Here is a 23,073-nt window from a genome sequence, read left to right as displayed (position 1 = left end):
TTCAACGCATTATTTTGTTTTGTTATCCATTGCAGAAAAACATATTCTGCCGATTACCTCTTTTGCTTCTTGCCGGAAGCCGGTCGCATCATTCTGCTTGCCATCATCATGCAACGCCTTGCCCACGCACGGTTATCCTCGTCATCATCCTTTCCCCATTTAAGGTTGCTTTTACTTCCTCCACCGCCATGCGTTTCGGCAAATGTAGTGGCATCGTTGACCATACCAAGGAAGAGGAGCGTGGCGCAGTGCATCACTTCCGCCCCTTGCTCGGTCAGGCTCTGCAACAAAGAACCGTCAAAGACGGATTGCTCCGCAGCTCCCATTTCAGCCACTCTTGCCGAATGCTCTCCAACCAATGTTTCCAGCATCACATCTTTGAGCAGTACATCCACGTTGGAATGGATTTCACGACTGTATTTATAGGCTTCGCCTTTCAGTTCCTCCGTGCGCTCGCCAATGGCATCCATGTCCCTTTTAAGGGCTTCAAGCTGTTGGTCAGCCGTCCGTAGCTTATCCTGCTTGTCTTCCAATTTCGTTTGGATAGAAGCCAGTTCTTTTTCCAACCGTTCCCTCTCGGCTATAATGGTAGCCGTATCTCCCTGATGGGATTGAAGGGTGCGTTCCAATGCCGATAGTTGGGATTCCTTTTCCGCTTTCGCTTTTCGGAGGTTATCCACCATAGAGGTCAAGCCTTTCACCCTGCGCTCTGCCAGACTTATTTCCACTTTAAGGTCTGCCAATGCTTTTTTGTGTTGGACAACCTGTTCCTCTATATTGGTACATTCTTCCGAAAGGTATCGGCGGTATTCCTCCGTGCTTCGATGTCTTGCCCCAGTTTCGGAAACATTACGTCCCCGTTCCAGTTGCCATTTTTCGTTCACTTGCGAGAGTTCATCGTGTAACATTTTCATTCTTGCAGAAAACTCATATTTGTCCTTTCCTGCAAACATCTTTTTGAACGCAAACTTACCGTCTTGGATTGGCAATAAGGTAAGGTGCATATGCGGGGTCGTTTCATCAAGATGTACATAACACCCGACAATATTCTCCTCACCGAATCTTTCACTCATGAATCGGTACATATCCTTTGCCCATTCTTCTATTTCCGGCTTTCGTTGAAGCGAAGCATTGGCGGTATTGTTACCGGAACCATACACAACAGCCTGGTCTCCAAAAGCAAGCTGCCGCATTTGAAACTTCGATCCGCCCAGTATAAAATCCACGACCGTGCGAAATTTCGGTTCTGCCAAATCCGAATTGGGATCTTTTATCCCACGCCCGGCAAGGTTTTCAGCCATGCGTTCAGGAATAGACTTGTCCTTGTTTATAGGTCGCACCTTACCGCCCTTTACAATCTCGAAATTCAACCGTTCCCTTTGGCGGTCATAAGTTCCCTTGTCTATGGCGTGTTTCCAGCCGCTTTCCGTCCAGTTACGCTGGTGTTCGTTGCTTTGCGCGGTGGTTATGCCTTTCATCACGTTCATGTGCATCACCTGCCATGATTTTTCAGCCATATCATCCGTTTTTATCGGACAACCGATTTGCCCCAGCTTGCTGCTTGTCCGGCAACCACTCCCACCGACCGTAGTCGTGTGGGGTATTGAGTTACCCATACTTCCCTCTGTTTGGTCAACGTGCAAGCACCGCTGCACGCTTAAAATGGCAAGCCTACAAATGTAGGGCATCACGGTTCATCCGTGGTTATACAATAGTTTTTGACTTACAACATCGGTTGTGGAGTCTATAAAAGGGTGGAATCACGCTCCTGGTACTTTGCCCACAACGCCCTGAACGGCTGTCGGAGCGTGGCAAGCATATCCGTTTCGCTCGAACTATTGGGCGCGCCGTCGTTTCCAGCGTCCAGAATCATCTTGGCGATTATCTTGGATGCCTCCAAAAGTGAAGTCCAGTCACCTCCCAGTTCCCCGTGAAAAAACTCCAAGAAATCGGTCGGATCATCGAAGCGCGAATTTCGTATGGCGCGTTTCAGTCCGGCTACGGCTACACGTTCGACAATCTCTTGGGCTAACTCCGTTTCTGCACCTGCCTTTATTGCCGGCTTGTCGCCCGAATGATCTTTGCCGGATTCATCGGCAAGCCGTTTCAGTCCGGCTTCATGATACTGTCCACAAATCTCTCCCATATCTTCGTCAGACAGACTGCCATTTATCCATTCGGACAAAGCCTTGTCCAAATCATCGGCAAGTCCGGCCCCTGTATGACCGGTATAAGAGGCAGGAGTTTCGCCACTGGAGAATGGCGCAAAAGTCACGGTAATGACCACACTCTTTGCGAACCTTGTCCGACGAATATATCCCATCTCCTCCAGTTTGTCAAGGAACGCCCTGACGGTAGCCCTGTGCCAGTGCCATTCCACCGCAAGGTCTGAAATGGTCACATGACACTGGTCAGCCTGCAACACATACTCGTGGTTCTTCAAAAAGGGAGCGATAAAACCTGCCGTTGCTTTCTCCAACAGGTCGTAGTAGGCACCGGTCTTTGTCTTCCGTTCACCGACTTTCTCTTTGAGGTAGTCGAAAAACATCATATCTGCCAATACCTGATTGGCGGCTCTATTCTTGTCTTTCATCATTTCATTTGATTTTTATTTGACTATATGTGGATTCTATTAACCTGCCACTATCCACTTATTCGTGGCAGGTTCGCGTGATGATGTCAGCAGTAATGTTCGGACATTGTTTTTGGATTTTCTTTCAAATGCTTGCGCGTGTCGTCATCCTTCCATTCGGCTAACACACGGCAAGAGGGATAGAACATGGCAGCCAAAAGAAGAAAGGCGAGTGTGAACGCCGTGGTGTGCAGATGTGGTACAGCGCAGATGACCAATGTGATGAAGGCTGCCATAACGAACCTTTTTTTATCCTCGTGGAGTCTGTGCATCCACCTGTCGGCACGTCTGAACGAGAACAGAACGGCACAAGGTATGGTGGATATCAGAACTCCCCACTCTCCGAAGTGTCTGCCGGCATAGACATAGTGATATAGCAGGAGGAAGATAAGCATACACTGCACATAGAGTTTCCTTGCACTCTCACTACCCGCCATCCTAAGGTAAAACTTTGCCATAAAAAGCCGGTTGCTCCTGTACAATGACATGGGCAGTATAATGAGCAATGCCGGAAATGACATTTCGATGATAATCCAAATCATAATCGTAATCCTTTGTGTAATCAGTATTGTTTGAATAATGGCAGTTCGGTCAGTTCCAGTTTGACCAGCCCATAGGTGGCAATCTCTATAATGGCTTCCACATCCTTGGCTTCAAGATATGACGCTCCTTTTTTAAGCCGTGCCTTTAACTCGTGATTCTTTTGACGATACCTTGCCAATGCCTTGTCCAGCTCGTATTCGGATATGCTCCATTTCGTGCCACGCTCATAGCCATTGTGCTTATAAGTGGAACGGAGCCGGAGCATACGGCACACGCAGGAAACCGGCCTGCCCCGTCTGAACACGACACTTTGCCTGTATCCATATCCGTCATCCACGACTATCCAACTCCTGTACATATTGATAATGTATAGCATTTGCAGGTATATCGTCCGTCTCATATAAATTCGGCAAGCAACTCCTCCTTGGTCTTGCGGTACTTGAAATGACCGGTCTTTTCGTGAAGTTTCAAGTCAAGGCAGATGTCAGAACACATGAACTCCAGGGATTCATAGATGGTCACGTCAATGCGGTCAACCTTGCCGGTATCAGAAACTCTCGCGTTCATCTTGAACATCTGTCCGAAAGCCGGATTGGAATAGGCACAGGTGCTGCTGCCGAATGTCGTTGCGCTTGAAGGAATATGATGATAAAGGGTTATCAGCTCCATGTCGTCCTCGAAGATGTCCATTACTTCTTCCAGATCGTATGGGTCGGCAAGCGGAAACGAAAGGAGGACGTAATCGTCATAGAACCGCGGCTGTTCCATTGTGGTTACATCCAGCAACTGCGGAAGCTGGAGCGGCACAAAGGAGAGAAAGTCATCGTAAAAAAGTTGTAGCATAACTGTTGTATTTATTTGTTTCTGGTTCGTCAAATGGATGTGAGCATTATCTTGATCAGTACTCCGGGCAATACCCGCCATTGGTCGTTGTCCGTTCCGGCAGTCTTGTTGAGTTTGGCTATCATCTGAGGTGTCCGGTCAGCGACTGCATGAAGTGTTGTCCTTTCCATATCGGACAGGATAGCCACGCTGAAACCATCCAAGGCAACATACGGCTGCAACAACATCCAAACGTAAGCCCTTGCCTGCGCTTCGGTCTTTACATTGTCTTGGTTGATGTCATCACGGCAAGCCAAAGCGTTGAGTATGATTCTCCGGTTGGTTCGCCTGGCTGTATATACCAAGGCATCCCGGTAAGAGAGCCTGCCATTCTCCGCAGACTGGAATATCGACAGGCAGCATTTCTCCGTGTCGCACGTAATGACAGAAAGGTCGGCATCGGCAAGTTCAGTCAAATGGTCAAGGAACGAACGGAACAGCCTGTCCTCTTCCTTTATGAAAGCAAGCATTTCACTCTTGCCGCTTATTCCGGATTTCAAGGTCTTGGAAAGGAACATTCGGTATTTTTCAACGACAGCATTGGCACTGCCTTTATATGTCGGGACGGAATCCAATGGTTTGAAAAACGGCTCCGCTTCCGCTGCCGACTGCATCAGCTCCGTGTCTTGCCGGTATTGGGAAGTCTGCTCTCTGAGGAGCAACACATCCGCAAAAGTTCTCGGCTTCTCCAGAGCCAGACGGGTAAATTCAATGCGCAACGAATCGTGCAATCCACGAATTTCGCTTTCGTAATTGGCGTGAATACGGTTTGCCGTGTCTTTGGCGACACAGGCAGATACCGAATCTCGAAGCGACTGCCAGTCGTTGACTTTTTCAATCAGACGGTCTGTTGGCAGGTTTGCTTCCTTTCGCACCTCGGACAGGTATGACCTGTAAGCATCGGCAGCATTTTTAACGGTCTGAAACATACTGTTGCCGGTCTTTTCTCCGCATGATGCCAATGTGACAATGGCAAAACATACGGCAAAAGATTTGGCATACGAAGCACATTTCTTTGAGTATGATTTCAAGTTTCCTCTCTTCGGTTTTTGCATTGATTCTACTTTAAACAAGCCTTTATACATGATATTTTTATTGGTTTATGGCGGCAAAGTTAAGTATAAAAGTTTGTATGATAATACTCTAAAATAAAACTTTAATCTATTTTCTTTTTCATACTTACGAGTATAATCCGCGAAATAAACAAGAGCGTAACAAGTGAAAATACAAAGTATAATAATTGAAAAATATTTTATTGAGTATGATTTTAACCGAATTAAACTTTGTATCTTTGCACTTGGTATCATTTAGCATTGAACAGCACTATGGCAAAAGTAGGTTACATATTCAAGGCAGCCGGTTATGACGGCTTCGACACTGACAAGAAGTGGATGGAGCAATACGGCTGTGTACAAGTGATAGAGGAAGAGAACGGACACGAGAAACTGCGCCCTCAATGGAAACAACTGATGGCAAGTCTGGAGCGTGGGGACGAGCTGGTTGTCTCAAAATTCAGCAATGCCCTGCGTGGCTCCCGTGAGCTGGCGACATTCATCGAGTTCTGCCGGGTAAAGGTGGTTCGGATTGTCTCCATTCACGACAAGATTGACAGCCGTGGGGATTTGTTTCCGGAAACCAAAGCCTCCGATGTACTGGAGATGTTCGGTTCTTTGCCGGAGGAATGTGCCATGCTGCGCAAGGCTTCAGCCCACATCATCCATCTGAAACAGAATATCAACCAGCCGACCAAAGAGAAAAACATCAGCAGGGCGGAACGTGAAAAAACTATCGTGGCGATGTACAATAACGGGCATTCCATTGATGACATCTGGAAAGTGAGTGGATTCAACAGCCGCAGTTCGGTGTTCCGCATTCTTAATAAATACGGTGTTTCACTCAATCGAGGCAAGTTCAGCGGGCCGCTTGGGAAAAGAAAGAATAAAGAAAACTAATTATGGGACATAGTAAAATTTACAATAACGACTCAAAATATGTTATCGCCAACGTCATGGACGATGTAGAAAACGTTAATGTGAGAGAATATTTAATTGATTTTCATGCAAAATCAATCTATCCGGCAATAGAAGCAATGGTTCTAAAAGAACAGAATTTAGACACGATATGCAAAGATCCAATAGCAATAATGTTGGCATCAAAAAAAATAGCTGAAAAAGAAATTGCTAGAGCTACTTCTCTCGAAATTCCCGAAAATATTAAATTGCTATTTCAAGAAGAACTATCCAAAAAAGAACAAATTTCTCTATTAAGGGGTATTTCAATAAAACCAGAACAACTCGCTACAATCTTTTTATATGCCAATGATAAAGGGTACAAATTCAGCAATTACAGATTTGAAGATACACCAAAAAAATATATAGGTGCAGATTTACCATCATTTATTTATCTATGCGATGAAAATACCATTGAACACTATGGAGAGACATCATTAACAGATGGTCAAATGAAAGAAATAATAACTGTTTCACAATTTGTTTTAGCACGAATCCTTAACAATGGGAAACATTGGCATTGCTTTTATCAAACCAGAAGGGGGTTATTAGGCAATGAACCAGGAGAATATGGAAACAAATCGCACATTCACTATATATCTGACTCGTTTAGCATCTCATTAAAAGATGTGATTAAGGGATTTAAAGCTGGAATTTGCCCACATTCTAAAGTTCACATAACACTTGATGAATCAAAAGAATAAAGTTTATTGTGTAACTATTGTAACAATCAAATTCGTTTTTAAATAATGAATAGCAAACCACACATATGGTCTATTGACAAGTTATTAGGGAAGAATCTAATCATTCCAGATTATCAACGGCCATATAAATGGACGGACAAAAACATAACAGAACTCATTCTCGATACTCAAAAAAGTATTGAAGAAAGCCGTAAGTACGCTAATTTCAAATATCGTATAGGTACAGTAATTCTTCATAGAAATGAAAACAATGAGTATGAGATTGTTGACGGACAGCAGCGCATACTATCATTCCTTTTATTGAAATTACATTTAGATTCTGATTTTACGTGTAATCTGCTAAAGAACAAGTTTCTAAATAAAATTACACAGAAGAATCTACATGACAACTATACAACTATCCGAGAGTGGTTTTCTTCTGTTGATGATACAGTGAAGGCCATTTTTAACGATGCCCTAAAAAACATTCTAGAAGTTGTCGTGATTACAGTAAATAGAATAGATGAAGCATTCCAATTATTCGATTCTCAAAACACACGTGGTCGTGCGCTATATCCGCATGATTTACTTAAAGCTTATCATCTTAGAGAGATTCACGATAAGTATGAGATGCAGAATGCCGTAGTGAAATGGGAATCGAAAGATCCAAAGGCTATCAGAGAGTTATTCGACTTGTACCTTTTCCCGATATGGAATTGGGCAAAATGTCGAAAGTGTGGTAATTTCACTTCTGCTGATATAGACATCTATAAAGGTATTGAAGAGAAGTATGGTTACACTTACGCGCGCAGAGCCAACAAAGCCATGCCTTATTTCCTACTCACAGAGCCATTCATTTCAGGAAGTGACTTTTTTGAAATGGTTGATCACTATATGAAGATGTTGCATAATATAAAAGAAGAAATTGTAACGAATCCAGCATTTCATGATATCGAACTGATTATTACAAACGGAAAAGATGTGGATTCAGCAGAAGAATTAGATAAATCTTTCAAATCGTCATCAGTTGGACTTAACCATGCACGAAACCTCTTTTTCTGCGCCTTGCTTTGCTATTACGACCGTTTTCACAACTTTGATGTCATGGCCGTGAAAAAACTATTTACTTGGGCTATGATGATTAGAATTGATATGCAGCATTTAGGCTTTGATACTATTAATAGATATGCCATAGGTATAGAAGATGACAAATACAGCAATGTAAAACCCGTAATATCCATGATTGCTTATGCGCGTAGACATACTGAAATCTCAGGAATGAGACTTGACATGAGAAATGATGACAAAGCAGCCAGTGAAAATTGGAACAATTTATATGCACAACTTCGTCAACTTAATGGATACAATTAATATGGTAGAAGAATTAAAAATATTGGATGAAGTAACAATATTCGATACAAATACTCACTATGTAATTCCGCGCTATCAGCGAGCCTATGCGTGGGAAGACAAAGAGATAGCGCAATTAATTGATGATATTAACGATATTGATTCATCCGAGAACTATTACATCGGTTCACTTGTTGTTTCCAAGGTACAAGATAAACCTAAAACGTATGAAGTTGTTGATGGACAGCAACGTCTTACAACACTTTTTCTTTTATTGCAATACCTTGTATCAGAAGGAGCATTGGAAGGAGAATTAGGACAGACTCTCTCTTTTGATTGTCGCTCTAAATCTAAATATACCCTTTCTAATATCCAACAAATACTAGCAGACAAAAAGCCTTCTGCCGATTATGAGGAAAATATAGATCAGTCTATCCTTAATGGTATAAAAGCAATCCGTCAAAAGTTTACGAGTGACAAAGGATTAAACAAGGATGAATTTGTTTCCCGTTTGCAACATGTGATTCTCTATAAGATAGAAGTGCCTGAACATACAGACTTAAACCGTTACTTCGAGATAATGAACACCCGTGGAGAGCAATTAGAACAGCATGATATCCTTAAAGCCCGGCTCATGAGATTTCTCAACAATAGAAAGGAACAAGAACTATTTTCACGGATATGGAATGCTTGTAGCGATATGACAGGCTATGTTCAAATGCACTTCTCACGAACAGAAAGAGAAAACATTTTCGGTGGAGAGTGGAATGGCTGGCCTGCTAATGAATGGAGTGAATATAGTGACTGTTTAGAAATTACAGAGGATTCGGAGAATAATGCAACCATAAACGAAATCATTAAGCCAAGATTCAAAGTTGACAATGTAGATGGCATACTTGACGATGATACTCATATACGCTTTGAAAGCATCATTGAATTCCCGTACTTCTTGCTTCATGCACTCAGGGTTTTTGTGGATTTCTACGATGTGTCATTGGAAAAAGATTTGGGCGAATTACTTGATGACAAGAAATTGATTGCTGACTTTGAAAACGTGATTAAATATGGAACATTAGATAATGAACCTATCAAGAACAACAAAGAAAATTTTGCCAGAATGATAATTATTCATCTGTTGCAAACACGTTATCTTTTTGATAGTTTCATCATAAAGAGAGAATATACTGGCGAAGACAAAGAGGGCGAATGGAGTCTTAAGGAATTGCACACATCTGGACAGGCATCTAAAAAGAAAGCATATTATTCAAATACAAAGTTGAAGTATGAAAAAGAATGGGAAACGACATATGCTCCACGCAATAAAGAATGTTTAATGATTCAGTCTGCGCTTCGAGTATCGTATACATCCCCAAAAGTCATGCACTGGATAACCGAGCTTGTTCTATGGCTGTTTGAGAATGATGAAGTAGCCCTATTAACAAACGAGGCTGAAGACATAGCGGCACTGGCAACCAAGGAGAATTTCTTGGATGGAAAGGACTACAAACTTGGTGTAACGACTCCTCACATCGTGTTCAACTTTCTGGATTACTTGTTATGGAAGAATAATAAAAGCAAATACAGCGATTTTGAATTCGAATTCCGTAACTCTGTTGAACACTGGTATCCACAAAATCCATCTGACGGTTCTTTTGACTCATGGGATGACAAAGATACATTTGGAAATCTGTGTATCATTTCTCGAAGTGTCAATTCAAAGTTTTCAAACCTTTCACCAGAGTCAAAGATGAAGTCATATGGCAAAATGGTTCAAAAAGGAAGTTTGAAACTTCGCATTATGGGAGATATTATAGAAAAAAGTTCAAATGACAAATGGATTAAGGTTCAATGTCATGAACACGGGGCTGAGATGATTGACATATTAGAAACAGCATGCAGAACATTAGATTGATTTACTGAATATGAGCAAGTGTAATTACATACAAGCCGACATTATAGAAACTGAGCGATTGCTCGTCCGCAAACTTACCAATGATGATTTTGATACTTTGCTTACAATAATGGGTAAGCCGGAAGTGATGTACGCTTGGGAGCATGGCTTCAGCGAAGATGATGTACAAGACTGGATAGAAAGACAGCTCGTCCGATATGCCAAAGATGGTATCGGATATTTTGCCGTTCTACAGAAAGAAAGCGGACAACTGATAGGCCAGGCCGGACTTATGAAAACAACAATGAACGGGAATGAAGTCGTTGAGATCGGCTACATATTTGACAACACATATTGGCACAACGGTTACGCGACAGAAGCCGCCGAATCTCTCATAGCCTATGCTTTTGACAGCTTGGAATTACCGGCTGTATATTGTAGTATCCGCCCGGAAAACAAGGCTTCCATTCGAGTGGCAAAACGGCTTGGTATGGAATCTTGTAGTAGCCATATTGTTGTTTACCGAGGTAAAGAAATGCCCCATATCATATACAAATTAAAAAAGCCGAAATAAAATGAGCAAAAAAGAATACATACAAGCCAATAAGGAATGGCTGGAAGCGAAAGCCAAAGAAGAGGGAGTAAAGCCACTCCCGAAAGGTATCTATTACAAGGTCATCAGTAAGGGAAAGAACGATGGCAAGCACCCTGCACCACGCAGTATCGTCACAGCCCACTATACCGGGTGGACCATAAACGGAAAGAAATTTGACAGCAGTCGGGGTGGCACTCCGATTGCATTCCGCCTGAACGAACTGATTGAGGGTTGGATTATCGCAATGCAACAGATGTGTATCGGGGACAAATGGGAGATTTATATCCCTGCCGAAATGGGATATGGCAAGTTCTCGCAACCCGGCATACCCGGTGGCTCAACACTCATCTTCGAGATAGAACTTTTCGGAATTGCATAGGCCAAGAACAGATGACATCCTCTCAAAAAAAAATGCTTCATCATATTGATATTTAACACCATACATTCGTTTATGTCGCGTTTTTTTCGTATCTTTACAAGTAGTAATCAGAAATAAATCAGTGATATGGGAGACGTAATCATTACAGTATTGGGATTGTGGGTGTTCATCAAAATCGTGAAAGTGATATTCGGAGGCTGGAGCAAAAGCGACTACCAGCGGGACAGGTAAGATTCAACCAACAGAATGCAGCCTATGACAGTCGTTCATGTCTGGCATAGCGAGGGACTTAAAAATCAGTATTTAATTCTCCCTCTTGTCGAAAATATCAACCCAAGCAAAGGGCGGGCAGTAAACGAGTTTCTTCTGCAAGCCCGATAAATAACAAAATGTTTTGCCTACCGGGAGAAAACGAAGTCTTGGAGCGGTTGGCAAATCTTTTTGTATCGGGCGATTTCGGCAGAGTGTCTTGCGAAAGAGGAGCAACGTGCAACATTGCGCAGCCGAGCAAGTCTCTCGAAGAAAAATAGAAGAAGCCGTTGACGGGATGGGTGAAAACTTATAATGGGCAACCCATAGATGTATGACAAGTAAACATACGAGCAAAAACAAAAGCGACCGAAGCCGCTTTGTTTGTCGGAACGAGGCAGGAGTTATTTCTTGCCTTTTTTCGTTTTCTTTTCCGGCTCCGCAGGAGTTTCTTCCTTGTCGGGTGTCTGGTAGAACTTGTTAGCGACCATGACGATGCGGTTGTGTTTCACGCCGTCCTTGTCAATCCATTCTTCGGGTTTGAAGTAGCCCTCCACTGTAAGCAGGGTACCCTTGGTGATTTGGGCAAGCGAATCGGTGTTGGCGTTGTTGCGCCAGGCTTCCACGTTGATGAAAGCGGACACACGTTTTGTTTCCTCGCCACTCTTCTCCTGACGGCTTACTGCCAATGAGAAGCGTGCCACGCTTGCATTTGCGAACTGACGGATTTCTGCGTCCTTACCTACGAATCCTGATACTGCGAAATTGTTCTCAATCTGTTTCATGTTACAATGCTTTAAGTTGTTAATTAAATTATTTTTACGCTGCCAATATAAGTGAGTGCAGTTACAGGGTTGCGACAAGGTTAGCAATCAAATACTCTTTATTTTTGTCAGCGTAAGCCGTCAAAACCTCCGGCCAGATAAAGGAAGATTTGTGAAGCAACACCATTGACCAAGGCTTTCAGCCGTACCCGGCTGCATACTAACTTTGCAACGGAAAAATGAGGAATAACACGGCCAAAAGCTGTAACGATATGGATTGGTGAATAAACAAGTGAGCAAGGTTCGCAGACAAAGGACAGCATCCGTCCGCAGACACAAAGTTTCAGGTACGCTTCGGCTGTAAATCCCAAAGGAGCAGAGTGATGAGACGAGGAATCCAGTATGTCCTCTCAATGTGGATGCCGTAATACTGAATCCGTTATGACGCTGCACAGCCAAAGGTATTTTGCTATGGAAGGGATAGCCGAAGAACAGAATGGCACGAAGATCGCGGAAGCCAGAGAATAGTCGCGTTCTACCTTACCGACAGAACCGGAGAAATCAAGGCAAAGAAAACAATGGCAAGAAGTCCGGTGCTCGTTGAACAAAGCAGCCCGATCGCCATTGCGAAATATGAAATGCCATATATACAAAAGGAGACTTGACTGTCAAAGATGAATATATAAGAGGAAAAACGGCTTGCCTTGCAAGCTCCAATTATAAAAGTTGATGCCATTGGAAATGTATTTCCAAATGGCGTGGACACAACAATGTGGAGCATTGCCCCACATTGCCATTCTGCCAGATGTCGGTCAGTTCAGGTATGACCATTCTGTTATCTCCAGTTCCTCGCCACAAGGGAAATCAATGATAGGGTCACAAATGAATGTACCACAGAAATTGACCACTACACAGCCGTTTTTCAGAGAGGCTGGTTCACTCCAATCATCGTCCGTATGTCGGATATGATACCACAGTTTACCCTTGGGCAAGGTTTCGGTGGCAATCCGCAAATCAATAAATTCGCCCTCAATGGTCTTGCCATTCGCCAAAGTCAGAAGCATAGGCGATTTGCTTTCTTTTCTGTAATCGTACAGCATAATCTTTCTTTTAATCTGTTATCTCAATTATTTCATCAATCCGACCGCAAAGGAATGTCCGTAAAGCGGTCTTGTCCACAGCATAGTATTCGGCTATATGTCCGTATTGCTTGACAAAGTAGCGTTTCAGTACGTCAGAGAAGTCAAAGCGGTAGCCCATTAGCGGAATAGCCCTTTTGAAATAGGTGTTGCTGTTCACGCTGTTCGTAAGCCAATTTTTCTGTTGTCGGCTCATTGGCGTACCCTCATTGAGTTGCACTCTCAATTGATAGACCTTGCTGTCTTGCAGGGTTGAAAGTTCGGGAATATCCCAATCCACAAACCTTGTCGCTATTGGTGTCATCATAAAGCAATCCTCCATTAGTCATAGATTAGCACTTCATCCCGGTATTCCACCACCTCCTTGCCATTGGTGAGCCTTACCACTATCTCGTTGCCGTAGTCTCCAACGACTTCTCCCTCTGTATGCCCCTTGTAAGGAGTCAGTAATGTGCATAAGCACCCGATAATGTCCGTATCTTGTTCGTCCTCGTAATACATAGTCAGTGAGTTTTTTAAGGTTATCGGTATGACCATTCTCCATTAGAGAACACTTGGAAGTTCACATACTCGTTACATAGTTCGTGTGTCAGCACTCGAATGTAGATTTTGTCTTTGTCCTCCAAAAGAGAAATCATCTTGTTTATCTCTTTTTCGGGATAGTCCCATTTTGACGAAAACTCGCCCTCGATACTGTCTTCCGACCTGTCAAGGTAACAGTCGCAAAATGTGTCTTCCAAAAAGTTCTCCACCTTATCAAGGTCTTTCTCGTTCTCCGTACTTGCGTAGAAGATGTTGGTCGCATAATTTGCCATAATCGCTTTTGATTTGATTTTTTACTTTTCCCTCTGTTGGCATCAACTACTTTCGGGTTTGATTAAAATTATGTCGCTTTGCAAGGTGTCCCGGCTCTTCCTGCAAGGCTTCACAGACAAAATACGACCTCAGTTGAAAACCGAGTGTGGAGATTTTGGTTTGAACCGATAGGCTTGACCTTGCAAGGAAGAAAGACGGGATATATACCTTTGCGACACAATTCTTATCTGCCAACCCGAAAGTGATGTGAAGACGAGAAAGGATAGTAGGTGTGCAACAGGAGCACTATAAACGGCAAAACGCATTTCAAGCAATAGCGAATAAAAAGGAGGATTTGCTGACGAAAAGAAAAAGCAATCAAGAGTTTAGAAATTGAGAAAATCAAGCAGTTTAGTTTAGAACTTGATTAGATATACAAAAACCAAACTAAACCTATTCAATCATTACTTTACTCACGTTATTGGTAACTGCATCAAACCTAACTTTCGTCCGAGGGACAAGCGAGGGACAAACAACAATACAACGAGGGACAAATTATGTCCCTTGCATTTCAGCATGCTTTTTCGAGAATGGTCTTATTGCTTTTTTCTTTTGGTATGCAAGACTATGGCTTTTGGCGTTTCTGAAATAATACAGAATCTAACTCTACATCCGAGGGACGAGGAGAGGCAAAGCAAAATAATTGCGAGGGACAAACCGTGCCTCTTGCAATTCAACACGTTTTTTTGGGAAGTGGTTTTATTGTTTTTCTTTCTTTTGGTATGCGAAATTTTGTCCCCCGTTTGTCCCCCAAAAATATTCTTCAAAAATTTACATATTGATATACAATGCTTTATACAACACAAATATCGTTTGCGTGGGCAAATAAACATTCTGCGTCGGCAAGTAAAAAGTAGATGCAATCATTGGTATAATTTGATATAATAAAGTAGATAGTTGTAAGAAATCTTATGCCCATTATAGAAATACATTCCTTAACTGATCCCAGAATAGAAATATTCAGTACTCTCACTGAAGCTCAACTACGTAATCGTATCGAGTCTGATAAGGGACTGTTTATTGCAGAAAGTCCGAAAGTTATTAATGTAGCTCTAAATGCAGGTTATGAACCTTTAGCTCTTTTATGCGAACAGAAGCATATCACTGGTGATGCTGCTGATATCATTGAACGTTATGATGATATACCTGTCTATACGGGTGCAAGAGAACTGCTTGCCAGATTGACCGGATATATACTCACACGCGGCGTCCTCTGTGCCATGCACCGCCCGACACCGAAAAGTGTAGAAGAAATATGTAAAGGCGCACGGCGTATCGCAGTCATTGAAGGTGTGGTAGACACTACCAACATTGGAGCTATTTTCCGTTCTGCAGCCGCTCTTGGGATAGATGCCATATTACTGACACGCAATTCTTGTGACCCGTTGAACCGACGTGCAGTCAGAGTTTCAATGGGATCTGTTTTCCTGATACCATGGGCTTGGTTGGATGGTTCTCCCAATGAATTGCATAAACTGGGATTCCGCACAGTCGCTATGGCACTTACAGAGAAATCAATCTCTATTGATAGTCCCATCTTAGCGACCGAACCCAAGTTAGCCATTGTGATGGGAACCGAGGGTGACGGTCTTCGAAACGAAACAATTACCGAGGCGGACTATGTGGTCCGCATCCCTATGGCAAACGGGGTAGATTCACTCAATGTAGCTGCCGCATCCGCTATTGCTTTCTGGCAACTTCGTGTTAAAGATTAATCAACTTTGCCATCATCACCGGACGAGACACATATATGATTCTATTCATATTCCTACTCACACCTACAATATGTATTCGCCCCACAAGAACAGCGAGGCAAGAGTTTCTCCATTAATTCATTCCGAAAAAACTCATACAGTTCTTTATGCATAGCGTCATATAGTGCCACCACCCGTTCTTCCTGTTCATCATCGGCATGAATACCTCCCCGAAAAGGATCTGCAAAATTAAAAGAAACATATTTTCTCACTACACCCTGCATTTCCTTTTGCACTTCCTCCGCTTCTGGGCAAAGAGTAATGACGTAATCCCATGTCTGTTGGGCATACGTCGCAACATCACAAGGCTTTCTACGTGAAAAGTCATACCCATTCTGTTCCATCACCTGGCAAACAACATCAGGGACAGAATTTCCAACCAAAACACCGGCAGTACTAATCTTCATACCTCTACCGAACGAGTTTAAAATCTCTTGCGCCATACGACTGCGACACGTATCACTATTGCTCACTATCAGTATATTCTTCATATGTGATTTCTATTTAATTTTCATTTATTTCCTGATATAGCTACTTTAATAACCCCATCCAGCTTGTTTTCAAAGACACGATAAGCCTCCTCAATCTCATTCAACGGAAATCGATGTGTAATAAGAGAAGTAGTATCAATCTTCCCTTCCTCAATCAGTTTGAGAATCTCGGCACAATCACAACCATCCACTCCCCCTGTTTTAAAAATCAGATTCTTGCCATACATATCAGGTAAAGGAAGAAGCTGCGGCTGTTCATAGAGGGCTACTATGGTGACAACAGCATTAGGACGAGCACAAGCCCATGCCAAATGGAAAGAATCATCACTCCCCGCTACTTCCAAAACAACATCTGCACCACCATGATCACTGTTTTGAATCACAAAATCCTTGCAGTTTTCAGGCTCCGTTACTAACACATCAGGATAATGCTCGCGAACAAAGCGAATTCTTTCAGGAGACTTTTCACAGACAATAATACGTTTAGGGTGCTTCAACATCGCACATAACAAAGTACAAACTCCGGTAGGTCCGGCACCGATAATCAGAACAGTATCTTCCTCGGTAATTTCCGAGATACGTGCTGCCCAAAAACCTGTTGCAAGTACATCACCGACAAACAAGGCTTGCTCATCACTCACAGTATCAGGAATACGGCTCAAACCCTGATCCGCATAAGGAACTCTGACATATTCCGCCTGACCGCCATCAATTCGACAACCTAAAGCCCAACCGCCATTAGGATCAGTACAGTTATTCACATATCCATGCTTGCAGAAAAAACACTCACCACAGAAAGTTTCAACATTCACAGTCACCCTGTCACCAGGCTTCACCGAAGTGACATTAGGTCCCACTTGTTCTACCACACCTACCATCTCATGCCCAACTGTTATTCCGGGCACAGCACGCGGCACACTGCCATGTTTAATATGAAGATCACTCGTACAAATACTACCAAGTGTTACACGTACAATTGCATCCCGTGAATCCTTTATTTCCGGTCTCGCTTTCTCCTGCAGTTCAAACTTTCCGTGTTCAATATATGTGTATGCAAGCATAATATCCTCCTCGTTCATTAATATATACCTTGCAAAGATAATGATTTCATTGGCAAAACAAATCTCTTTTATCACGTTCAATACTCCCAAACCGAATCTCACTCTACATTTATAACAATACAAAGCTGAATAAAGTCATTCACTGTTTTTTCTACTTCAGCTTTGATATTCTGGAAAATATTCTTACTTTTATATCCAAAATAATAAATAAAAACAGCAGCACGACTTATTATATTTACACACAAGCCTATGATAGATACTTCCGAAAATCTGATTATTATAAAAGGTCAAATCAAGACTCCCGAAATAGAAAGCTGCCAGAATTATGATGACAGCTATAAGATAGTATTCCGAAATGTTCCTAGTACGTATACTTATAAAGAAGAAAATGTCCTTTGGCTGACTGATCCGGACAAACCGGACCCCAATAATTATCAAATAATCAGTAAAGGAAGAACTTTATCAAACATCAAAGCCTTATCTATTTTCAAGGCCGGATCACACAGCTATTGGCACATTCGTTTTCTGAATGGTAAAGAGTATGATTACAGAGAAAAGGACTTAGAAATTATCGAATCATGCTTGGGAGAGAGTCGTTCGAAAAGTATATTCGAATATTTGAAGAAAGTTGCCGATGCGAACGAATTGAAAGCTGATGACGGAACGAAGCTATTGGCAAAACAATATGAAAAGATTCATTTCATCGCAAACAACAGAGCTATTGCTGTATATCTGAATCCTCAAAAATATAAAATGCAGACCCAGACTGCCTCAACCTTGATTTTTCCTTTCGGTTGTAATGCAAGCCAGCAAAAAGCAGTCCAGGCAGCTTTTGAGAACCAAATCAGTGTTGTGCAAGGACCTCCGGGAACTGGAAAGACCCAAACGATTCTGAACATCATTGCCAATATCCTTGTGCGTGGTAAGACTGTTCAGGTAGTATCTAATAATAACTCCGCCATCGTCAATGTACTTGAGAAGTTATCCAAATACGATATGGGATTCATTGTTGCATTGCTTGGTAGCACAGCTAACAAAGAGAAATTCATCGAAACTCAAGAAGAGGAAAAACAATATCCGGAGGACTTTGAGTCATGGCATGATACGGATGCCGACCAACCTCAATTTCTCAATCAGATACATCATCAGACAGAAGAACTAAAAAGCATATTTTCCAAACAGGAACGCCTTGCCATGGCAAGACAGGAAATACAAGCTTTAAAAATAGAGTGGCAACATTATCTGCAAGAGTTCGGAACAAAAGAAATTACTCTCAAACAACGAAAGAGTTCCAGCTCGGCAGACCTTCTGAATTTATGGAATGAATGTCAGCAATTTGCAGAAAAAGAGCAATCATCAAGTCTTCGGGGAATAGCAGCTTTTATTCAACGGTTGAAATGGTTATTCTTTAAATTCAGGAGCAAAACGATTTGTAAAATCCCCGATAAAGGTTTCTATAAACGGGAGATGAGTTTGATTATCGCTGACTTCCAAATCTTATTCTACCAAACAAAGTACGCAGAGCTGGAAGTTGAAATAGACACATTAGAAAAGGAGCTTGCCAACAAAGATGCAGCAGAAATGGCTAGACAAATGGCCGATACATCAATGAAATATCTAAAGAATCAGTTATTTCATACCTATGGCAATAATCATGACAAGCCCATCTTTACGCTCCCTGATCTAAAAAATAATTGGCGAGAGGTACAGAAAGAATACCCCATTATATTAAGTACGACCTTTTCATCATTAAGCAGTCTACAACGAGATGCCGTATATGATTATATCATTATGGACGAAGCATCGCAGGTTTCCGTTGAAACCGGAGCTTTAGCCTTGTCATGTGCTAAAAATGCAATCATTGTCGGTGACACCATGCAACTTCCCAACGTGATCACAGAAGAAAATAAGAAAACGCTAAACTTTATCGCTAATGCGTGCCTGATTAAACCGGAATATGATTGTGCCAATATGAGTTTTCTGCAATCCGTCTGCAAAGTTATTCCGAATGTACCACAAACCTTGTTACGGGAACATTATCGATGCCATCCTCGAATCATCAACTTCTGTAATCAGAAATTTTACGGTGGAGATCTCGTCATCATGACACGTGATAAAGGAGAAGAGGATGTCATTTGTGCCATACGGACAGCCAAAGGTAATCACTCCCGCAGTCACATGAATCAACGGGAAATAGATGTTATCAAAGAGGAAGTACTACCGAATCTATCTTATGAAACAGATGAAATTGGCGTCATAGCTCCATATAACAAACAAGTAGATGTAGTAAAATCCGCACTTGAAGAGGATATTGATGTTGCAACAGTCCATAAATTTCAGGGAAGAGAAAAGGATGCTATCATTATGACCACTGTCAACGATGTCATCACTTCCTTTTCCGACGATCCCAACCTGCTCAATGTTGCTGTTTCGCGGGCTAAGTCACAATTCTATTTAGTCGTATCGGGAAACGAACAACCCAAAGACTGCAATATCAGCGATTTGATTGCTTATATCGAATATAACAATGGCACTGTTTCCACCAGTAAGATTCATTCTATATTCGATTATCTATATGAGCAATATACAGATGCTCGAATTGCCTATTTGAAAAAACACAAGAAAATATCCGAATACGATTCCGAGAATCTTACATTTGCCTTACTCGAAGATATCCTGAAAGAAAATATCAATATGCGTCATTTGAATATCATTTGCCATTTACCACTCTATATGTTGATTCAGGATTATTCTTTATTGAATGAAGAGGAAAGCAAATATGCTGCAAATATAAATACTCATATTGATTTTCTAATTTACAATCGTGTGAGCAAACAACCGGTATTGGCTATTGAGACGGATGGTTATGCATTCCACAAATCGGGGACGAGTCAGTCAGAACGTGATATTAAAAAGGATCGTATCTTAGAGTTGTACGGAATTCCATTGGTGAGATTGTCTACTATTGGTAGTAATGAGAAGAAAATTATTGAGGATAAGTTAAGCGAAGTATTAAACTTGCATTAGAATGTTCATTGCAAATCATTTTTTTGTTAGAATAGGAGTTTCTGCATATTCTAACAACCAAAAGAATAAATTTTACTCCAACTATAACAATCACATCAATAATAATGCCTACATTTACTTCTCATTTAAAGTACAACAGCACTATGGAAATTATTTTCTACTTTTGCATCAACCTCATTAAAAGTTTCTAAGAACTTAAAGTGAGTACATAAATAAACATTAATCACAATGACAAAAAACTATCTCATCGTAAACACATTAATTAAAATGCGGATAAGATACAATACATATAACAATAAGAATCATCTGTTTTACAAAAATAGGCAGATAAATAAATCGTATTTCGACCAAATACTAAGAAATGAACAGGAAAGTATTAGGTTAACAATTCTACGCGACACACTTCTCCCAAAGCTGATGTCAGGAGAACTAAAAATTAACGCAACTGAAGTATTATAGATTACAATGAACAAGTCAATAAACATACTTGATAAAGAATATCTGCAATGGGTGAAAGACCTTTGCGGTCGCTATCGTCAAAGCCAAATAAAGGCAGCGGTGAAAGTAAATGTGGAACAGTTGAAATTCAACTGGCTTTTAGGTCGTGACATTGTTGAATTGCACGTAGAAGAACGCTGGGGCGAAAGTGTTATCACTCAATTGAGCAAAGATTTACGTGAAGCTATACCCAATGCAGCTGGTTTGTCAAAGAGCAATATCTACTATTGTAGGAAGTTTTATTTGTTATATAAGGATGCTCTGAAAACTTTCCACCAACTTGGTGGAAAAAATGAAACGGAATTATTCCACCAAGTTGGTGGAATATTTGAAGTCCCATGGAGACACCATTGCTTGATAATGGATAAAGTGAAAGACGATATAGACAAAGCTCTGTTCTATGTTCACCAGACGGTGGAGAACGGCTGGAGTCGTAGTATGCTGCTCAATTTCATTAGCACCGACCTTTATGAGCGGCAGGGCAAGGCACTGACTAACTTTACAAAAACATTGCCCGATGCGATGAGCGACCTTGCACAGGAGTTGACCAAAGACCCCTATAATTTTGCTTTCACGGGTATAACTGGGCGTTACAATGAACGATTGCTCAAAAATGCTCTACTGAATAACATTACTCGATTCCTGATTGAACTGGGTACAGGTTTCGCTTATGTGGGCAAAGAATATCGTTTGGAAATAGGCGAAACGGAAAACTTTATCGACTTGCTCTTTTATAATCTTTCGCTTTCCTGCTATGTAGTGGTAGAGGTAAAGATCGGTAAATTTGCTTTTGCCGACATCGGTCAATTAGGTGGATATGTGGTGGCTTGCAATCATTTGCTGCGTAAGGAAGGACGGGATAACCCAACCATCGGCTTACTGATTTGCAAAGAGAAAGACCGCATACAAGCTCAGTATGCTTTGGAGTCGAGCAGCCAACCTTTGGGTATTTCCGAATATGATCTGGAGAAGTTCTATCCCGAAAAAGTGGAAGGTACCATGCCTACCATTGAAGAGATAGAAGCTAAATTAAGAGATAACTAACAATGAAACCAACGATTTAAACTGCTAAATTCTCAATCGACTGGCAGAAGAAAGAATCCGCCAGAGCAGGGATGCGTCGTATGATAAAAAGACTTCTGAAAAAATACAAATATCCACCAGAAGAAGCTGAAAATGCACTGGAAACAGTTATTCATCAATGTGAACAATGGACTGATAATGATTCTGATAATTACAACTCATTACTCAACGAAACTAGAAAATATGATTTTCATAACGAAACATATCCTCCAATGGCGGCAGATGAAAGAGTTGAATATTATACCCCAAAGAACAACAATAAAAATACCCTATTATGAATATAGACATAAATAAGTTAGAGAAGGAAATAAAAGATTATAAGACAAATTTCTTCTCCTCTTGGAATGATGAAAAGTATAAATGGGAAGCAGTAAGCTGGTTTCAATCCCATTGGGATATCAAGTCCCCAGATTTCACACAAATGCTTAAAACTTCTCTTTCGAAAACTCAAAATCTTCTAGGAGCACAACATTATTTTCCTAGACGCATGATAAAGAATTTCGCAATGGTTGCCCCTGAAGATGTAAGAAAGATGTTTATTGATTTATATAATGAACATATTCCCCTTTCCGATCGAATTTATAAATTTATTAAAGAATCAGACTTTATACTTGAGAAATACAAAAGCACTTGGAGAAATCACTTTCAAGATTATAGAACAATAAGCACCTATTTATGGCTTAGATATCCAGAACGATATTACATATTTAAACCAAGGGAATTCTCGCGAGTATCTCAAATTTTAAATACTAGTTACACCTTCAAAAAAGGTGCTACTCCCAATACTGTATTGCAAGCATACGAATTATATAATGAAATCAAATGGATTTTGCAACAAGATACAGAACTGAAAGCAATGCTTTCTGATGTCCTCACTCGCACTCCGAATTGTGATCCAGATCTCGAATTGACAACTACTACTGTAGATTTTCTATACTTCTTAGATAAGAATAATCAAAAAAGTCAAAAAACATTTCAGATAGCAGGAAAAAAGCAAGAAAAAGACATCCCTCCTTTAACTCCCCCTACTTCCAAACTTCACTACTGGTGGCTAAATGCTAATCCTCAAATGTGGAGTTTGTCCAATTGGAGCATAGGAGAAATTCAGTCTTACACTTTATATAATGACAATGGAAATAAACGTCGTGTATTCCAGAATTTCTTAGATGCAGAAGCTGGTGACATAGC

At 41.3% G+C, this 23,073-nt stretch carries 23 protein-coding genes and 2 pseudogenes; 11 read left to right on the top strand and 14 right to left on the bottom strand.

Annotation, left to right across the window (positions count from 1 at the left end; translation table 11 throughout):
• Positions 1–53: 53 nt before the first annotated feature.
• The 6 genes from mobV to BSAG_RS13310 form a co-directional block, all read right to left on the bottom strand.
• Entirely contained in the window at positions 54–1,517 is a 1,464-nt protein-coding gene (mobV, locus tag BSAG_RS13285) for a MobV family relaxase (RefSeq protein ID WP_008771344.1), read from the bottom strand.
• A gap of 227 nt (positions 1,518–1,744) precedes the next feature.
• Positions 1,745–2,596: a MarR family transcriptional regulator gene (locus BSAG_RS13290; protein WP_008771343.1), complete on the bottom strand. Its 852-nt coding sequence runs from the start codon at positions 2,594–2,596 to the stop codon at positions 1,745–1,747.
• An 83-nt stretch (positions 2,597–2,679) separates the two neighbouring features.
• Positions 2,680–3,174: a hypothetical protein gene (locus BSAG_RS13295; protein WP_008775664.1), complete on the bottom strand. Its 495-nt coding sequence runs from the start codon at positions 3,172–3,174 to the stop codon at positions 2,680–2,682.
• A gap of 20 nt (positions 3,175–3,194) precedes the next feature.
• On the bottom strand, positions 3,195–3,575 hold the full coding sequence (locus BSAG_RS13300) for a hypothetical protein (protein ID WP_008771341.1): 381 nt from the start codon (positions 3,573–3,575) through the stop codon (positions 3,195–3,197).
• On the bottom strand, positions 3,572–4,018 hold the full coding sequence (locus BSAG_RS13305) for a hypothetical protein (RefSeq protein WP_008775663.1): 447 nt from the start codon (positions 4,016–4,018) through the stop codon (positions 3,572–3,574). The genes BSAG_RS13300 and BSAG_RS13305 overlap by 4 nt, the downstream gene beginning before the upstream one ends.
• A gap of 29 nt (positions 4,019–4,047) precedes the next feature.
• Positions 4,048–5,112 (bottom strand): hypothetical protein, encoded by a 1,065-nt coding sequence (locus BSAG_RS13310; RefSeq protein WP_227035318.1) that lies wholly within the window; start codon positions 5,110–5,112, stop codon positions 4,048–4,050.
• A 270-nt stretch (positions 5,113–5,382) separates the two neighbouring features.
• Between BSAG_RS13310 and BSAG_RS13315 the strand changes: the two genes are divergently transcribed.
• Genes BSAG_RS13315 through BSAG_RS13340 form a run of 6 tightly spaced genes read left to right on the top strand, consistent with a single transcriptional unit; the run spans position 5,383 to position 10,964 of the window.
• Complete coding sequence (locus BSAG_RS13315) at positions 5,383–6,009, top strand: recombinase family protein (RefSeq protein ID WP_008775662.1); 627 nt, start codon at positions 5,383–5,385, stop codon at positions 6,007–6,009.
• 2 nt (positions 6,010–6,011) lie between these two features.
• On the top strand, positions 6,012–6,770 hold the full coding sequence (locus tag BSAG_RS13320) for a hypothetical protein (RefSeq protein ID WP_008771337.1): 759 nt from the start codon (positions 6,012–6,014) through the stop codon (positions 6,768–6,770).
• Positions 6,771–6,815: 45 nt separating this feature from the next.
• Positions 6,816–8,120 (top strand): DUF262 domain-containing protein, encoded by a 1,305-nt coding sequence (locus BSAG_RS13325; protein ID WP_008771336.1) that lies wholly within the window; start codon positions 6,816–6,818, stop codon positions 8,118–8,120.
• Between the two features lies 1 nt (position 8,121).
• Entirely contained in the window at positions 8,122–10,011 is a 1,890-nt protein-coding gene (locus BSAG_RS13330) for a DUF262 domain-containing protein (RefSeq protein ID WP_008771335.1), read from the top strand.
• 10 nt (positions 10,012–10,021) lie between these two features.
• Positions 10,022–10,564 (top strand): GNAT family N-acetyltransferase, encoded by a 543-nt coding sequence (locus tag BSAG_RS13335; protein ID WP_008771334.1) that lies wholly within the window; start codon positions 10,022–10,024, stop codon positions 10,562–10,564.
• 1 nt (position 10,565) lies between these two features.
• Positions 10,566–10,964, top strand: coding sequence for an FKBP-type peptidyl-prolyl cis-trans isomerase (locus tag BSAG_RS13340; protein WP_008771333.1), 399 nt, complete (start codon positions 10,566–10,568; stop codon positions 10,962–10,964).
• Positions 10,965–11,617: 653 nt separating this feature from the next.
• On the opposite strand, the gene BSAG_RS13345 is transcribed toward BSAG_RS13340, so the two are convergent.
• The 6 genes from BSAG_RS13345 to BSAG_RS13365 all read right to left on the bottom strand — a co-directional run bounded on the left by BSAG_RS13345 (position 11,618) and on the right by BSAG_RS13365 (position 13,931).
• Entirely contained in the window at positions 11,618–11,998 is a 381-nt protein-coding gene (locus tag BSAG_RS13345; RefSeq protein ID WP_008771331.1) for a single-stranded DNA-binding protein, read from the bottom strand.
• Positions 11,999–12,105: 107 nt separating this feature from the next.
• Positions 12,106–12,348 (bottom strand): hypothetical protein, encoded by a 243-nt coding sequence (locus BSAG_RS24945; RefSeq protein WP_139016494.1) that lies wholly within the window; start codon positions 12,346–12,348, stop codon positions 12,106–12,108.
• 441 nt (positions 12,349–12,789) lie between these two features.
• Positions 12,790–13,077 (bottom strand): LPD28 domain-containing protein, encoded by a 288-nt coding sequence (locus tag BSAG_RS13350; RefSeq protein WP_008771330.1) that lies wholly within the window; start codon positions 13,075–13,077, stop codon positions 12,790–12,792.
• A gap of 10 nt (positions 13,078–13,087) precedes the next feature.
• A complete protein-coding gene (locus BSAG_RS13355; protein WP_008771329.1) occupies positions 13,088–13,420 on the bottom strand; it encodes a hypothetical protein in 333 nt (110 codons plus the stop codon).
• 17 nt (positions 13,421–13,437) lie between these two features.
• Positions 13,438–13,617, bottom strand: a complete 180-nt coding sequence (locus BSAG_RS13360; RefSeq protein WP_008771328.1) for a hypothetical protein — start codon at positions 13,615–13,617, stop codon at positions 13,438–13,440.
• 20 nt (positions 13,618–13,637) lie between these two features.
• On the bottom strand, positions 13,638–13,931 hold the full coding sequence (locus BSAG_RS13365) for a hypothetical protein (RefSeq protein ID WP_008771327.1): 294 nt from the start codon (positions 13,929–13,931) through the stop codon (positions 13,638–13,640).
• A gap of 951 nt (positions 13,932–14,882) precedes the next feature.
• On the opposite strand from BSAG_RS13365, the gene BSAG_RS13370 reads away from it, so the two are divergent.
• Positions 14,883–15,686, top strand: coding sequence for a TrmH family RNA methyltransferase (locus tag BSAG_RS13370; protein ID WP_004316532.1), 804 nt, complete (start codon positions 14,883–14,885; stop codon positions 15,684–15,686).
• A 53-nt stretch (positions 15,687–15,739) separates the two neighbouring features.
• Here BSAG_RS13370 and BSAG_RS13375 read toward each other — a convergent pair whose 3' ends face one another.
• Together BSAG_RS13375 and BSAG_RS13380 are read right to left on the bottom strand one after the other, a co-directional pair.
• Positions 15,740–16,216: a low molecular weight phosphatase family protein gene (locus tag BSAG_RS13375; protein WP_004316534.1), complete on the bottom strand. Its 477-nt coding sequence runs from the start codon at positions 16,214–16,216 to the stop codon at positions 15,740–15,742.
• Positions 16,217–16,236: 20 nt separating this feature from the next.
• A complete protein-coding gene (locus BSAG_RS13380) occupies positions 16,237–17,277 on the bottom strand; it encodes an alcohol dehydrogenase (protein ID WP_085929036.1) in 1,041 nt (346 codons plus the stop codon).
• Positions 17,278–17,526: 249 nt separating this feature from the next.
• Between BSAG_RS13380 and BSAG_RS13385 the strand changes: the two genes are divergently transcribed.
• The 4 genes and pseudogenes from BSAG_RS13385 to BSAG_RS25625 all read left to right on the top strand — a co-directional run.
• On the top strand, positions 17,527–20,304 hold the full coding sequence (locus tag BSAG_RS13385) for an AAA domain-containing protein (RefSeq protein WP_004316537.1): 2,778 nt from the start codon (positions 17,527–17,529) through the stop codon (positions 20,302–20,304).
• Positions 20,305–20,769: 465 nt separating this feature from the next.
• Positions 20,770–21,846 carry a YhcG family protein gene (locus BSAG_RS13395; protein ID WP_004316539.1) on the top strand — a complete coding sequence of 359 codons (1,077 nt, stop codon included), beginning with the start codon at positions 20,770–20,772 and terminating at the stop codon, positions 21,844–21,846.
• 32 nt (positions 21,847–21,878) lie between these two features.
• Positions 21,879–22,163, top strand: a pseudogene (locus BSAG_RS13400) (type I restriction enzyme endonuclease domain-containing protein); the annotation flags it as partial.
• A pseudogene (locus BSAG_RS25625) lies at positions 22,160–23,073 on the top strand (restriction endonuclease); the annotation flags it as partial. The pseudogenes BSAG_RS13400 and BSAG_RS25625, both read left to right, overlap by 4 nt.

The organism is Bacteroides sp. D1 (assembly GCF_000157095.2).
Lineage (GTDB): Bacteria > Bacteroidota > Bacteroidia > Bacteroidales > Bacteroidaceae > Bacteroides > Bacteroides xylanisolvens.
This window is presented reverse-complemented; position numbering and strand designations above follow the sequence as displayed.